This window comes from Paracoccus shandongensis (assembly GCF_017315735.1).
In the GTDB taxonomy this organism is placed as follows: Bacteria; Pseudomonadota; Alphaproteobacteria; order Rhodobacterales; family Rhodobacteraceae; genus Paracoccus; species Paracoccus shandongensis.
Genome location: NZ_JAFLRK010000001.1, coordinates 473,728 through 486,861 on the forward strand (window position 1 = coordinate 473,728; position 13,134 = coordinate 486,861).

Below are 13,134 nucleotides of genomic sequence, written 5' to 3' on the forward strand. Positions count from 1 at the left end.
GGGGCAAATGCCGCCATGATGATCTTCAAGGTTTTCCGCCCGGCGGAATGGGAACAGCTTCGGGCCGATGGCTCGACATTGGGCGCGCCGGTCGATCTGGCCGACGGCTTCGTGCATTTCTCGACCGCCGCGCAGCTTGGCGCGACGCTGTCCCGGCATTTCGCCGCCGAGGGCGATCTGGTGCTGCTGGCCTGCGATCCTGCCCGCTTCGGCGACGATCTTCGGTGGGAACCGTCGCGCGGCGGCGACCTGTTTCCGCATCTTTACCGCGCGCTGCGGCTGGACGACATCGCCTGGTCGCGCGGCATCCTGCCTGGCGCGAATGGCCACGACACGGGACCGCTGGAATGACGCTTGTGGAAAAGATCGGCCTGGCCGCCCTGCACCGGCTGGACCCGGAACGCGCGCACGACCTGTCGATCCGCGCCCTTGCCTCGGGGCTGGTGCCGCTGCCCGGGGCGCCGGTCACGTCCGACAGGCTTCGCACCCGGCTTGCGGGGCTGGACCTGCCGAACCCGGTCGGGCTTGCGGCGGGCTATGACAAGAACGCGAAAGCCGTGGCCCCCCTGATGCGGGCGGGCTTCGGTTTCATCGAGCTGGGCGCGGCCACGCCCCGCCCGCAGCCCGGCAATCCGCAGCCCCGCCTGTTCCGCCTGACCGGCGACCGGGCGATCATCAACCGCTTCGGCTTCAACAACGAAGGCGCGCGGGCGATTGCCGCGCGCCTGGAGGCCCGGCCCAAGGGGATCCCGGTCGGGCTGAACATCGGCGCGAACAAGGACAGCACGGACCGCGCCGCCGACTTCGCAGCCGTGGTGGAGATCGCCGGAGCCTCGGCCGATTTCCTGACCGTCAACGTGTCCTCTCCCAACACTGAACGCCTGCGGGACCTGCAGGGCGCGGATGCCCTGGCGGCGCTGTTGCAGGGTGTCCTGCAGGCGCGCGACCGGCTGCCGCAGCGCCGCCCGGTCTTCCTGAAGATCGCCCCCGACTTGGACGACCCCGAGATCGCGGACATCGCCGCCGTCGCCCGCGCGTGCGGGATCGACGGCATCATCGCGACGAACACGACCCTGTCGCGCGACGGCCTGTCCAGCCCGCACGCATCCCAGACCGGCGGGTTGTCAGGCCAGCCGCTTTTCCAGCGATCCACGGTCGTCCTGGCAAAGCTTTATCGCGCCACGGACGGCGCGATCCCCCTGATCGGCGTCGGCGGCATCGCCTCGGCGGGGGATGCGTGGGAAAAGATCCGTGCGGGGGCCAGCGCGGTGCAGATCTATTCGGCGCTCATCTACCAAGGCTTTTCGCTGGTCACGCAGATCGCGAAGGGCCTGGACGAACGCCTGCGCGCCGAGAGCATAACCCTCGACGAGTTACGCGGCAGCGGCGTCGACGACTGGCTTCAAAGATAGTCGTCAAGGCCCAGCAGCTGGTTCATGCTGTGCGACGGTTCGGAACACCCGGCGTCGCCAATGACCCGCGCGGGCACGCCCGCGACGGTCTTGCAGGACGGCACCTCGTGCAGCACGACCGAACCGGCGGCGATGCGCGAATGGTGGCCCACGCGGATGTTGCCCAGGACCTTGGCCCCTGCCCCGATCATCACCCCGTCGCCGATCTTGGGATGGCGGTCACCGTCTTCCTTGCCGGTGCCGCCCAGCGTGACGGAATGCAGCATCGACACGTCGTTGCCGACGGTCGCCGTTTCGCCGATGACGATGGAATGGGCATGGTCGATCATCACGCCCGTGCCGATGGTCGCCGCCGGATGGATGTCCACCCCAAAGCATTCCGAACAGCGCATCTGCACGAAATAGGCCATGTCGCACCGTTCCTGCTGCCACAGCCAATGCGCCATGCGATAGGCCTGCAACGCCTGGAAGCCCTTGAAGAACAGGATCGGCTGCAACAGCCGGTGCGTCGCCGGATCGCGGTCATAGACCGCCATCAGGTCGGCGCGCGCCGCATCCCCCAGTTCGGGCGCGCTGCGATAGGCCTGGTCCGCGATCTCGCGCAGGATCTGCTCGCTCATCTCGCCGCTGGCCAGCTTCAGCGAAAAGCGATAAGCCAGCGCGGCCTCCAGGCTGGGATGATGCAGCAGCCCCGCATGGATCAACGCGCCCAGCAGCGGTTCGTCCCGGACCGCCGCCCGCGCCTCGTCGCGCAACTGCGACCAGATCGCGTCGCGATCAAGTCCCAGGGTCTTCTTGGTGCCTTGCATAGTCATGCCGTCGGTCCGCGCCAGTGTTCCGCCCTTCTTAGCGCGAACCGGCGGCAGAGGAAAGGACGACCCGTCAGTCGGGCAGCCGCATTTCCAGCCAATGAACGGCAAGCCTGACCTTGCCGCCCGTGAACGCGCCCCCTTCCCCGGTCATCAGCAGGGTCGCGGCAGAGTAATAGGTCATGGGCGCCCCCAGCATCCCGCGCGCCCAGGATCCCGCGCCCTTGCCCAGGCCTTGCCCGAAGCGGTTGTTTGAATCGGCCGTCCCCAGCCGCCAGGTCTGCAGCGTCCCGGTCAGCGCCTGCGTGACCCGCGCCACCGCGCCGATCACCATGGCGCCCGCCGGGATCGCGATGCCGGTGTTGAAGGTCGCGCCCGCGCCAACGGTCACCTCGCCCTCGGCCATCCCGAAGGCCAGGCCCGACCCCCCGGCGCCAAAGGTGGCCGCGCCGACGAACCAGGACTGGCCGTCAAAGATCGCCTCGGCCCCGCGGTCCGCGACAAAGGCCCGCATCCCGCGCGAGGGGCTGACGAAGATCCACCCCCCGTTCGCACCGACCGCGATCTTCCGCGCCTGCCCCGCCCAGGCACCCGTCGCGCCCACCGGCACCGCCCAGCATTGCCCGTCAATCACGGTCCCGGGCGGCGTCAGGGTCGCCGTGCTTTCCAGGACGGCATTGGCCACGCCGTCCAGCCGCATCAGCGCCTCGTTCACGGTGACGTGCTTCTGTGCCTGCGCGGATTGAAGCAGCGGCAGTTGCAGGCGCATGGTTTCAGTCGACATTGAAGTTCCTCCTGGCATAGGGGCCCGCGCCGAACTGGTCGGACAGTTGCGCAACGGCCACGGTAAAGGCGCCGCCCGCACGGGCCGCAGACCAGACCTGTTCGGGAACGGCATAGGCAGGCGCGCCCACCTCTGCCTGGTGCAGGACGACACCGTTCTGGATCAGGCGGACGCGATAGCGTTCGCGCACCTCGCCCAGCGGGATCTCCTCGCCCTCCCATCCGTCGCCATCCACACGGCTGCGGCGGATCCAGGACAGGCTGCGTCCCTCGGCGCGCACATGGCAGGGCGCATAGGGCCGCAGCCCGATGCCCCGTGCCTCGGTCACCTGCGCGCGGAAGCTCGGATCGTCAAAGGCCCGCCGCGCGGGGCCGATGCGCCAGAAGCGTTCCTGCCCCCGGGCCGAGGGCGGCAGGCTCACCTGCTGGGCCGCCCCGTCCAGGACCACCACCACGCTGCCCTTGGGCCAGACCTCGGGCATGATGCCGTCGGTGCCCGCCTGGCCGCGCAGCCTGCCGCCGATCTCCCACAGGTCCTTCTCGACCGGGACCGCGCTGGAAAACTGGATGACCTCCCAGTTCTCCAGGGAACCGTCGCCGATCGCCAGCACGTTCGCCCCCGCCAGCAGCGCCTTCATGCCGACCGACCGCAGCGATGCGTCCTTCAGCCGGATGCGCAACGGCGCGCCCCGGTCGATGACCCCGGGCCTCGCGCGCAGCAGCGGCGTCTCCGTCCGCCCGATGAACGCCCGCTTCCGCAGCGTCGTGTTCAGCTCGAACCCGCCGTCGCCCTCGATCGAGGAATAGGCGACGACCGTCCCCGGCCAGGGCTTCGCCGTCGCGGCCAGATAGGGCGCGTGCGGCTGTTCATCCCCCTTCAGCAGCGGCAGGTCCAGGAACAGCGCCCAGACCGGCAGCGTCGGGGAATAGGGGCTGATGATCCCGTCATCTTCGTTCGTCGCGGCCTGTCGGTAAACGCCCGGCTCGACCCGCACCGCATCGACCGTGATGGCGCCCGCGCGTTCCACCCGGTCGATCCGCCACCGCTTCGGCTCGGCCCGGCCATCGTCCATGCGGATCACGTCGCCCGGCCCCAGATCGGCGGCCGAGGGCGGCAGCGCAAAGCGTGCCGTGTCGCGCGACACGGCCGACTCCGCCAGCCAGCGTTCGGCAATGGCGCGGCCTTCGGCACGCGTCAGGGACATGGCGAACTCGCTGTCGCTGACCGTGTTGTCCTCCGCATCGGCCAAGCTGACCTCGGCGGTCGCGGTGGCATAGTCCGCCCCCGCCTCGACATGGCTCAGCCGCAGGCGGCCCGACAATTCGGCCTGCGCCTGCCGGACGGTCTGGAAATCGCTGACCTCCTCGCCGATCGCCAGATGCTCGCGTCCCAGCGTCCGCTTGACCAGCCCGTCGCGCGGCACGAAGCGCAGCGATCCGTCGCGTTCGACCACGTCGATGCCATGCGCCAGCAGGATCGGCTGCAAGGCCGCGCGCGCGGTCTCACCGCCGCTGACCTGGAAACCACGCACGACCCCGCTGACGGCGCTGGTGTCGAAATCCGCGACCCCCGCCTCGCGGCAGATGTCGCCGATGACCGAGCCCAGCGTCACCGACCCCGCCCGTCCGTTCAGCCAATGCCCGCGCTGCCAGGCCGGGCCGTCCGACCACAGATCCGGGCGGCCAGGAAAGGCCGGGAAGGGCCGGGCGTCCCAGCACCAGACATGCGCCCGGTCCAGATCGACCATGCGCCGGCCATCCTTCATGGCCGGGTTGTTGGCAGGCTTCGACCAATAGGAGGTGACGGCCCGCACATAGGCCGCCTGGATTGCATCGTCGCGCTGCCCGCTGGAATAATGGGGCAGCGTGCTTTCCGAACTCATGGCGTCCAGGAACTTGTTGGGCTGGTTGGTGGCCTTGTCCAGCGCGGCGCAGCCGTATTCCGTGAACCAGATCGGCTTCGATCCCGGCACCCAACCCGTGGCCTGCCGCGACCGGACGCCGTTGGGGCGGTCGTAATGCAGGTTCTGCCACCAGCTTTTCAGATCCTTGTATTTCCAGACCCAGGCCTCGTCATAGGTGCCATCGGTGATGGGCGTGCGGACCTGCGCATCGCGGTCGGCGTCGCTGGCGTAATACCAGTCAAAGCCTTCGCCCCCGCAGACATTGGCCTCCAGGTAATCCGGGTTGCCGATGCGGCCCCAGCGGGCGTCCAGGTGATCCTCTCCGTCGCGCCAGTCGGACAGCGGCATGTAGTTGTCGATGCCGATGAAGTCGATGTTCGGATCGGCCCACAAGGGGTCCAGATGGAAGAACAGCTCGCCCCCGCCCGGATGATGGCCGAAATATTCGGACCAGTCGGCGGCATAGCCGATCTTGACCGACGGCCCCAGGATCGCGCGGACATCGGCGGCCAGGCGGCGCAGCTGCTGCACGGCGGGATAGCTGTTCCCCGCGCCCCGGATCTGCGTCATCCCGACCATCTCGGACCCGATCAGGAAGGCGTCGATCCCGCCCGCCGCCGCGCAAAGATGGGCGTAATGCAGGATGAACCGGCGATAGGACCATTCGTCCGGTCCCTGATAACGCACCTTGTCGCCATCGCGCACGAAGTCACCCACGGCGGCGGTCCCGAAGAATGCCTCGACCTCGGCCGCAGCCGCTGCCGTGCCATCGACCGACCCCGCCCGCCCTGCTGCCACCGAGGTCGTGATCCGCCCGCGCCAGGGCATGACCGGCTGTTCCCCGGCCCCGTAAGGGTCGGGCAGCCCGTTGCCCGCCAACTGCTCCATCAGGATGAACGGATAGAACACCGCCTTCCGCCCCGACGCCGCGATGGCCCGCAGCCCCTCGACGACCGCCCCATCCGCAGGCGTGCCGCCATAGATCGGACGGTCGTTCACACGCGCCACCTGGGCCGCAGCCCCCCGGCCGATGCCCGCCACCGACCAGGGCATCTCGGACCCGTCGACTTCCTTCTGCTCGACCTTGGGCTGGACGGTGCAGCGGTTGATGCGCAAATCGCTGCCGAACCAGGACACGACCACCGAGACCGAACCGACATTCGGCAACTCTCGCCCCAGGATCCCCATCGAGGCCGTGAAGTCCGTCCCGCCCATCGGCGTGTTCACGTTGGTGGACCGCAACTCGCCCAGGCCCAGATCCTGGTTCACGGGCGTGGTCGCCAGCGAATATTCGCCCGTGCCGGGGATCAGCGCGACCGCCCGCACGTCGCGGCACAGGCCGCTGCCGTCCTGCGCGGGGGCCGTGACCTCGAAGGACAGCTGCGGCATCCGGTTGCCCCAGGTCTCCAAATTCAGATCCTCCAGCACGACATAGGCCAGCCCGCGATAGGCCGGCGCCCCATTGCCCTCGTGCGCGGCAATGGCGGGGTCGGGGCGCTGATCCTCGTCGCCGTTATAGACGCGCATGTTCAGGTCGTCGGCGGCGATCTCCTCGCCATCCGCCCAGACCCGGCCCACGCCCAGGATCCGCCCCTCGCACAGCGCCAGCGCGACCGACAGGCGATAGCTGATCTGCGTGACCGTGGACCGGGGCGTGCCCTTGCCGCCGCCCGCATCCTCGGACCGCGCGATCTCCTCCAGCGGCGAGGCCCAGATGACATGGCCCGGCAGGCGCATCTGCCCCCAGATGCGCGGGATCGGCGCGCCCTCGCCCGCGGTCTGCAGGCGCAGGCGGTCGATGCGGCCGGTTTCCACGGCCCTGGACCCGCTGCCCAGCAGCCGCTGGTCGATGACCCGGCCGACCGTCGCGCCAACCGCGCGGCCGATGACCGCGCCCGACAGGCCCAGGACCGCGCCGCCGAAGCTTCCGCCAATCGACGCCCCTACGGCGGACAGCACGATGGTCGCCATAATGGCCTCCTCCAGTCTGAAATCAGGAAAAGCGGAACCGGGCCGCGATCCGGTTCTGCCAGGGCGTCGTCAACGGGCTGTCGATGACGCCATGCGCGTTATAGGCATGGATGAAGCGCGGCGCCTCGCCCGCCTCGGACAGGATGCCCAGGTGCTTGGCGACCGCCCCCGCGCGCATCCGGAACAGCAGCACATCGCCTGGCAGCCAGTCGGCGTCCCGGTCGACCGGCACCAGATGGCGCAGCGCGGCGGCCATCAGCACCTCCTGCCCCCCACCCTCGCCCCAGTCGGGGGTATAGGGTGGCGGCGCCTCGGGCTCCTGGCCATGGCGTTCGCGCCAGACGCCCCGGATCAGCCCCAGGCAATCGCAGGCTACGCCCTTTGTGCTGGCCTGGTGCCGATAGGGCGTGCCGATCCAGTCGCGCGCGATGGCAACGACATCCTCAGCCATTGCGACCCCCTGCCTGCGGCGCCATGATCCAGTCCTCGGACGGCAGATGGGGGAAGCCGCGGAAGTTCAGGAAATTGCCGAACTTGTCGCGGCAGGTCGCGGCCCGCTTGTCGCAGCCCGCCACCAGCCGGACACGATCACCCGCGACCGGCGCGATCCCCAAGGCTTGCCACAATTCGACCTCGCGCGCACCGCCCGGCAGGGCCGTGTCGTTCTTGACCGTGGCGCGCAGCCCTTCGGCCCTGCCGCCCAGGACCAGCAGGCGGCCCCGCTCGAACCAGCCCGCCTCATAGGCGGGAAAGCCCGCAAACCGCAGGATGCGTCCGTCCTCCACTTCGGCGATGGCGGCTTCGGTCCTGAACGTCTCGCTGGCCAGCGACAGCTTGCACCGGCCATCGCCCAGACGCGCCGAACAGCGCGGATGAAACACCCGCCCCCGCGCGGCGTTCAACGGTTCCGACAGACCCCGAAGCTCGGCGCGGAAGGCGCCCTGCGACCGCGAAATCTCGCCCAGGCTGCCCGCAAAGACCAGCCGCCGGGCGGATACGTCGGTCCAGACCACCTCCCACATCTTCACCTGGGCCCCGTCCCAGCGGCCCGCCAGAACGTCGCGTTCCGTGATGGCATCGTCGGACAGCGCCCCTTCCGCTTCCGAGTTGTCCACCGACAGCCCCGTCGCCTGGACCAGCGCCCGGGCCGACATGCCGTGATCCGGGCGGAAGCGGATGCCATCGAAGGACAGCACCGCGTCATGGTCGGTGAACCCCAGCACCATCCCGTCCGCCCGGCGCACCATCCAGGCGCGCGCAATCGTGGTGGCCGTCATACCCGCACCTCGATCACCGGAATGGCCGGCATCTCGCCCGCCTGGAAGGACGCCACGGACACGGCGATCCGGTCGGTATCGAAGCGCACCGGCACGTCGAACTCGAACCCCGCCGTGATCTCGGCGCCGGGCTGCGGGGCCTCGGCAAAGGTGATCAGCCCCCGGGCGTGATCCACGCTGTAATGCGTGCCGGGAAACACCTCGTTGCCGCCGATGCCCGCCCGGACGCTGTCGCGGACCGGCTTGTCGATGGGCCGCGCATAGCTGCCCGGCCCCGACGAATAGGTCTTTGTCAACCGAAAGACCTTCGTCACCCCATCCCCCAGCGCGATCACCTGGTCGTCAAAGGCGGGCGTGCGCGAGGGCAGGCAGCTTTTGTAATCCGACCAGTCCTTCCAGCGAAAGCCGTGCAACTGGCCCGCCCGCGCCTCGAAGAACGCGACCAAAGCCGACAGGTCGTCCAGCGACCGCAGCCCCATCCCCGCGTCGTAACGGCGGCGGGCGTGCGCCCAGGGGGTATTCCGTTCCTCGAACCCGCTGGCAAGGGCCACGATCTCGGTGCGCCGTTCCGGGCCGCCGACGGAACCGAAAGACAGGTTCGCCGGAAATCTTACCTCGTGAAATGCCATCCTGGCCCTCTCAACTGTTGCGTTCGCCGCGCGCCAGCACGCGGCCAAGCTGGGCCGCGATCTGCGACTGGCTGCGCTGGAAGCCCGCAACATCCGGCGTGGTCACGTTCACCGTCACGTTCATCGGCCGCGGCCCGCCCCCGGCTGCGGCCACGCCCAAGCGGCCATCGGCGCCCCGGCGCAGCGGCATGATCGCCTCGGGGCCCGCCTCGCCCATCAGGCCGGTGGCGCCGCGCATCGGGAAATGCGTGGGCTGGCTGACGACGCCTCCCTTGGCGAAGGGCATCACGCGGCCCTGCACGAAGGCCCCGCCATTGGCAAAGGGCATGGCGCCCGACAGCATCCCCCCCAGGCCCTGCGCCAGCGATCCCGCCAGGGCGTTTTCCACCGGCTTCATGGCCATGGAAAACACCGTATCCGCAATCGAGCGCCCGATGCCCTTCAGCGCATCCGACAGCTTCTCGCCGTCGAAGATCAGCCCGTTGAAGGCGCGCCGCAGCCCGCCCTCGATGCCGCTGCTCAGCGATCCCACCTCGCGGGCGGTCATCGTCACCGATTGCCGCAACCGCTCCATCTCCGCCTCGAAGGCGGCGGTCATGCGGCTGGTGTTGCTGAAACCCTCGTCCAGATCGTCCAGAGCCGAACTGAACCCGTCCTTGTTGGCCATAGCCCTTGCCCCTTATACAGATGTGTCGCGCGGCCCGTCGGGAAAGCGCGCGGCCAGTTCCGCCAGCCGGTCGCGCGTCATGGCGGGCGGGCCCGCCTCGACCCCCAGCATCAGCGCCAGCTCGGCAGGGGTCAGCGCCCAGAACTGGTCCGGGCGCAACCCCAGGCCGCGCATCCCGGCCCGCATCAGGCCGGGCCAGTCCAGGCCCCCGCTCATGCGGCGATCCGGAACGCCCGCGCCAGCAACTCGGCGGCGGCGCGCCCCGCAGCGACCGGCCCCCCGCCGATCTCGACCGTCAGCAGATCGGCAGCCGTGCCGCGCCAGCCGCCGCCGCGCAGCCCCGCGACCAGCACCGCCAGCACGTCGCGGCTGCTGAAGCGGCCCGCCTCGAACCGCGCGGCAATCGCCATCAGGCTGTCAGCGCCCAGGTCATGCTCCAGCTCGGCCAGGGCGCCCAGGGTCAGCCGAGCGACATGGGGGGTGCCGTCCAGCACCACCTCGACCTCTCCGCGCATCGGGTTCGTCATGGCAGCGCCACGAAGGTCAGCGCCCCGGCGGACGCCATCGTCACCTCATAGGTCGCCTCGCCGTTATAGCTGCCCGCGTATTCCAGCGCGGTGATCTGGAACGGCCCCTGCACGGTGCCGAAATCCGGGATCACCACCTGGAAGCGCGGCACCTCTGCGTCGAAAAAGATCTGCCGCGCGCGCCCGTCGGTATTGGCGTCCCGAAACACCCCCGACCCGGAAATCGAGGCGCTGCGCACGCCCGCCCCGCCCAGCAATTCGCGCCAGCCGCCCTCGCTTTCCAGACTGGTCACATCGACCGTCTCGGCGTTGAACGACAGGCGCGAGGCGCGCAGCCCGGCGATCGTCTCGAACGCCCCGTCCCCGGTCATGTCCATCTTGATCAGAAGATCGCGTCCATTCTGTGCCGCCATGGCTTATCTCCTCAGCCCAGATCAATCCGCGCGCGAAAGGTCAGGTCGACCCGCCGCGCCGCGCCGTTTTCCACCCGCCGCGCCCGCGCGCGCAGGAACCACAGGGCGGTCAGCCGCCCCTTGCCCAGCGCCAGTTGCGCCTGGTCCAGCGCCTCGGCCACGGCGGCGGCGGCGGCCTTGACCGCCGCGAAGCCCCCGCCCTGCCCGGCGCCCGACAGGACCGAGACGACGAAATCATGCCGCGATCCCGCCGCCGTCATGTCCCCCGCATCCACCACATCCTCGGGGCCCAGCGAGACATAGACGCCCGCCGGCGCCTCGACCGGCATGGCGTCGAAGATCGCATCGCCCACCAGGCCATGCAGCGCCGGGTCAGTGCGCAGATGCTGGTAAACCGCCCCTTGCAGGGCGACACTTGCCGCAAGGCTCATGCCTGTTCCTCCTCTCGGGCAAAGCAGGTCAGCCACTGGCCGGACGCGTCGCGTTCGGCCACGGCCTCGATGACGAAAAGGCGCTGGCCCATCCGCAGCCGCTGGCCCGCCGCAGGGCGGCGCGGGTCGCCGGCGCGGGCCCCCCGCACGGTGATGCGCCAGGGCACGACGCTCTGGGGTCCGACCTCGGCCCTGCGTTCCTGCCCCGCCTGCGCCTTCATCTCGGCCCAAAGATGGCCGATCCGCCGCCAGACCACGCGATAGCCGCCCATCCCGTCGTCCTGCCGGGCCGATCCCTCAAGCTCCAGCCGGACGTTCAGCCGGGGCACGCTCATCGCCGCGCCTCGCGCGCGCCGCGACCGGCCAGGGTGCGGACCTGCCGCCAGCGTTCGATCAGCGCGCTGACGCCGAACGGCATCGCGCCCCTTGTGGTGTCGTTGCCCCGGTCCTCGTAATAGCGCGCCGCCAGCATCAGGACCGCTTGCGCCAGGTCGGCGGGAACCGCTGCCCATGTGGCGCCAAAGCCCGCGGTGAAGGTCACGCTGACCATCCCCAGGCGCGGCACATGCGGCAGGATCACCCCCGTGGGCAGGATCATGGGCCGCTGCCCATGGGGCAAAAGCCGCCAGTTCTCGGGCGGGATTTCCGTCACCGTGCCCATGCCGTCGTCGATCTCGATCCTCTCGACCGACACCACCGGCGCCAGCGGCAGGGTCTGGCCCAGCCGGTCGCGCCAGTCGTCCAGTTGCATCCGAAAGCGCCGCGTCAGCAGCACCTTGCCCGTGCGCGCCTCGATCGTGGCGATCGCGGCGCGCAGGAAACCCGCCAGGGCCGCATCCTCGGCGCTGTCCTCGGCAATCTCGAAACCCGTGCCAAGCCGCAGATGCTCGCGCAGCGCCGCGACAGGCAGCGCCTCGGCTGCAGGCGCCGTTTCCTCGATCAGCATCATATCGCGAACCTCCCGTCTTGCTGTCCGCTCGTCATCATCGGGACAAGGCCGCCACGCCGGGGCCTTGCCGTCGCATCAGATCGGGGAAGACCGCGCCCACGCGCCGGCCATCAGCACGCGCGGACAGTTGCAAAGCCAGAACGGCCAGCATCCCGTGCGCGGTCTTCCCCTCACCCGATCCCGCGTTCCGGGATCAGGCGAACTGCAGCAGCTTGACGGCGCGGAAATCGGTCACGCCGCCGCCCACGCGCTTGGTCGCATAGAACAGCACATGCGGCTTGGCGCTGAACGGATCGCGCAGCACGCGCAGGTCGGGACGCTCGACGATGGTATAGGCGGCGCGGAAATCGCCGAAGGCCACGGCCTTCGCGTCGGCGGCCATGACGGGCATGTCCTCGCTGATCAGCACCGGATAGCCCAGCAGCTGCGGGGTCTGGCCTGCGGCCAGCGCGTCAGTCCACAGGAACCGCCCGTCGGCATCCTTCATCTTGCGGATGACCGCCGCCGTTTTCGAGTTCATGAGGAAGCTGGCATTGGCCCGGTATGGGGCGCCCAGCGCATAGATCAGGTCGATCAGCGCATCCGCCGGGGCCGCCGCATTGAACGCGCCAGCGGCGCCCGTCTCGACCACGCCGATGGTACCCGCGCCCGCCTTCGCGTCCAGCGCGGTCGGATAGGACAGGATGCCCTTGGGCTTGCCCACGCCGTCGCCGGTGATGAAGGCCGCGGCCTCGGACCGGGCGAACTTGTCGGCGATGCGCTCGGCCAGCCAGGCTTCCACGTCGAAGGCCCCGTCGTCCAGCAGGCGCTGGCTGGCCTTGGGCATGGCCGACAATTCGTGCAGCGGGATCGAGATGCGCTCGATCTGGCTCGGCGTGGTCTCGACCGCGGCCGCTTCGGTCGCCCAGCCCGCGCCCATCTCGTTCTTCTCGACCAGCACTTCATAGCTGGCGGATTCGATGGCCACCACATTGGCCAGCTTGCGCAGCGATGCGCCGGACCGCAGCACGTTGTGCACGGTCTCCGCCACCTGCGGCGCGGCCAGGAAGCCGCCGTCGCTGGCGACCGTCAGGCCCTTTTCCTCGATCACCAGGCCGCGCAGCCCGTCATCGTCGCCGCTGCGCAGATAGGCGTTGAACGCCTTCTGATGGGGCACCTCGACCTCGGCGGTGGCGGACAGGGGGGTGCGGCCACGAAGGGCGGTCTTGCGGTCAAGCATGGTCATGCGTTCATCCTGTGCAGTGAGTTTCTTCTGAATGTCGTCACGAAAGCCCTTGAGTTCGCTGACGAACCCCAACATGGCCCCCTTCAGGTCGGCGGCCGTGCCGCCACCCTCCGCGGCTTTCACCTCGGTCATGGTCC

General features: G+C 69.7%; 16 protein-coding genes. 2 read left to right on the forward strand and 14 right to left on the reverse strand.

The window, feature by feature from the left end; genetic code table 11:
* Window positions 1-15: 15 nt before the first annotated feature.
* Together JX613_RS02270 and JX613_RS02275 are read left to right on the forward strand one after the other, a co-directional pair.
* Window positions 16-351, forward strand: a complete 336-nt coding sequence (locus tag JX613_RS02270) for a DUF952 domain-containing protein (protein ID WP_207099870.1) — start codon at window positions 16-18, stop codon at window positions 349-351.
* Complete coding sequence (locus JX613_RS02275) at window positions 348-1,412, forward strand: quinone-dependent dihydroorotate dehydrogenase (RefSeq protein WP_207099804.1); 1,065 nt, start codon at window positions 348-350, stop codon at window positions 1,410-1,412. The genes JX613_RS02270 and JX613_RS02275 overlap by 4 nt, the downstream gene beginning before the upstream one ends.
* Here JX613_RS02275 and cysE read toward each other — a convergent pair.
* The 14 genes from cysE to JX613_RS02345 all read right to left on the reverse strand — a co-directional run bounded on the left by cysE (window position 1,403) and on the right by JX613_RS02345 (window position 13,129).
* A complete protein-coding gene (cysE, locus tag JX613_RS02280; protein WP_207099871.1) occupies window positions 1,403-2,221 on the reverse strand; it encodes a serine O-acetyltransferase in 819 nt (272 codons plus the stop codon). The genes JX613_RS02275 and cysE overlap by 10 nt on opposite strands.
* A gap of 73 nt (window positions 2,222-2,294) precedes the next feature.
* Window positions 2,295-3,005, reverse strand: coding sequence for a DUF2793 domain-containing protein (locus JX613_RS02285; protein WP_207099805.1), 711 nt, complete (start codon window positions 3,003-3,005; stop codon window positions 2,295-2,297).
* A complete protein-coding gene (locus tag JX613_RS02290; protein ID WP_207099806.1) occupies window positions 2,995-6,879 on the reverse strand; it encodes a baseplate multidomain protein megatron in 3,885 nt (1,294 codons plus the stop codon). The genes JX613_RS02285 and JX613_RS02290 overlap by 11 nt, the downstream gene beginning before the upstream one ends.
* Before the next feature lie 22 nt (window positions 6,880-6,901).
* The gene (locus tag JX613_RS02295; RefSeq protein ID WP_207099807.1) at window positions 6,902-7,330 is read right to left on the reverse strand and encodes a C40 family peptidase; all 429 of its coding nucleotides are present in this window, start codon (window positions 7,328-7,330) and stop codon (window positions 6,902-6,904) included.
* Complete coding sequence (locus tag JX613_RS02300) at window positions 7,323-8,156, reverse strand: DUF2163 domain-containing protein (RefSeq protein ID WP_207099808.1); 834 nt, start codon at window positions 8,154-8,156, stop codon at window positions 7,323-7,325. Before JX613_RS02300 ends, JX613_RS02295 begins: the two co-directional genes overlap by 8 nt.
* The gene (locus JX613_RS02305; RefSeq protein WP_207099809.1) at window positions 8,153-8,785 is read right to left on the reverse strand and encodes a phage distal tail protein, Rcc01695 family; all 633 of its coding nucleotides are present in this window, start codon (window positions 8,783-8,785) and stop codon (window positions 8,153-8,155) included. Before JX613_RS02305 ends, JX613_RS02300 begins: the two co-directional genes overlap by 4 nt.
* A 10-nt stretch (window positions 8,786-8,795) precedes the next feature.
* Entirely contained in the window at window positions 8,796-9,452 is a 657-nt protein-coding gene (locus JX613_RS02310; protein ID WP_207099810.1) for a phage tail tape measure protein, read from the reverse strand.
* Between the two features lie 12 nt (window positions 9,453-9,464).
* A complete protein-coding gene (locus JX613_RS02315) occupies window positions 9,465-9,668 on the reverse strand; it encodes a rcc01693 family protein (protein WP_207099811.1) in 204 nt (67 codons plus the stop codon).
* Window positions 9,665-9,979 (reverse strand): gene transfer agent family protein, encoded by a 315-nt coding sequence (locus JX613_RS02320; protein ID WP_207099812.1) that lies wholly within the window; start codon window positions 9,977-9,979, stop codon window positions 9,665-9,667. Before JX613_RS02320 ends, JX613_RS02315 begins: the two co-directional genes overlap by 4 nt.
* On the reverse strand, window positions 9,976-10,392 hold the full coding sequence (locus JX613_RS02325) for a phage major tail protein, TP901-1 family (protein ID WP_207099813.1): 417 nt from the start codon (window positions 10,390-10,392) through the stop codon (window positions 9,976-9,978). Before JX613_RS02325 ends, JX613_RS02320 begins: the two co-directional genes overlap by 4 nt.
* Window positions 10,393-10,403: 11 nt before the next feature.
* Window positions 10,404-10,823, reverse strand: coding sequence for a DUF3168 domain-containing protein (locus JX613_RS02330; protein WP_207099814.1), 420 nt, complete (start codon window positions 10,821-10,823; stop codon window positions 10,404-10,406).
* On the reverse strand, window positions 10,820-11,158 hold the full coding sequence (locus JX613_RS02335; RefSeq protein WP_207099815.1) for a head-tail adaptor protein: 339 nt from the start codon (window positions 11,156-11,158) through the stop codon (window positions 10,820-10,822). Before JX613_RS02335 ends, JX613_RS02330 begins: the two co-directional genes overlap by 4 nt.
* Entirely contained in the window at window positions 11,155-11,772 is a 618-nt protein-coding gene (locus JX613_RS02340; protein WP_207099816.1) for a head-tail connector protein, read from the reverse strand. The genes JX613_RS02335 and JX613_RS02340 overlap by 4 nt, the downstream gene beginning before the upstream one ends.
* A 193-nt stretch (window positions 11,773-11,965) precedes the next feature.
* Window positions 11,966-13,129, reverse strand: coding sequence for a phage major capsid protein (locus tag JX613_RS02345; RefSeq protein WP_207099817.1), 1,164 nt, complete (start codon window positions 13,127-13,129; stop codon window positions 11,966-11,968).
* Window positions 13,130-13,134: the final 5 nt, after the last annotated feature.

Excerpts from the sequence above, each read along its gene's own strand:
- JX613_RS02270 (WP_207099870.1), top strand. The coding sequence starts at position 16 with ATGATGATCTTCAAGGTTTTCCGCCCGGCGGAATGGGAACAGCTTCGG.
- JX613_RS02275 (WP_207099804.1), top strand. The coding sequence starts at position 348 with ATGACGCTTGTGGAAAAGATCGGCCTGGCCGCCCTGCACCGGCTGGAC.
- cysE (WP_207099871.1), bottom strand. The coding sequence starts at position 2,221 with ATGCAAGGCACCAAGAAGACCCTGGGACTTGATCGCGACGCGATCTGG.
- JX613_RS02285 (WP_207099805.1), bottom strand. The coding sequence starts at position 3,005 with ATGTCGACTGAAACCATGCGCCTGCAACTGCCGCTGCTTCAATCCGCG.
- JX613_RS02290 (WP_207099806.1), bottom strand. The coding sequence starts at position 6,879 with ATGGCGACCATCGTGCTGTCCGCCGTAGGGGCGTCGATTGGCGGAAGC.
- JX613_RS02295 (WP_207099807.1), bottom strand. The coding sequence starts at position 7,330 with ATGGCTGAGGATGTCGTTGCCATCGCGCGCGACTGGATCGGCACGCCC.
- JX613_RS02300 (WP_207099808.1), bottom strand. The coding sequence starts at position 8,156 with ATGACGGCCACCACGATTGCGCGCGCCTGGATGGTGCGCCGGGCGGAC.
- JX613_RS02305 (WP_207099809.1), bottom strand. The coding sequence starts at position 8,785 with ATGGCATTTCACGAGGTAAGATTTCCGGCGAACCTGTCTTTCGGTTCC.
- JX613_RS02310 (WP_207099810.1), bottom strand. The coding sequence starts at position 9,452 with ATGGCCAACAAGGACGGGTTCAGTTCGGCTCTGGACGATCTGGACGAG.
- JX613_RS02315 (WP_207099811.1), bottom strand. The coding sequence starts at position 9,668 with ATGAGCGGGGGCCTGGACTGGCCCGGCCTGATGCGGGCCGGGATGCGC.
- JX613_RS02320 (WP_207099812.1), bottom strand. The coding sequence starts at position 9,979 with ATGACGAACCCGATGCGCGGAGAGGTCGAGGTGGTGCTGGACGGCACC.
- JX613_RS02325 (WP_207099813.1), bottom strand. The coding sequence starts at position 10,392 with ATGGCGGCACAGAATGGACGCGATCTTCTGATCAAGATGGACATGACC.
- JX613_RS02330 (WP_207099814.1), bottom strand. The coding sequence starts at position 10,823 with ATGAGCCTTGCGGCAAGTGTCGCCCTGCAAGGGGCGGTTTACCAGCAT.
- JX613_RS02335 (WP_207099815.1), bottom strand. The coding sequence starts at position 11,158 with ATGAGCGTGCCCCGGCTGAACGTCCGGCTGGAGCTTGAGGGATCGGCC.
- JX613_RS02340 (WP_207099816.1), bottom strand. The coding sequence starts at position 11,772 with ATGATGCTGATCGAGGAAACGGCGCCTGCAGCCGAGGCGCTGCCTGTC.
- JX613_RS02345 (WP_207099817.1), bottom strand. The coding sequence starts at position 13,129 with ATGACCGAGGTGAAAGCCGCGGAGGGTGGCGGCACGGCCGCCGACCTG.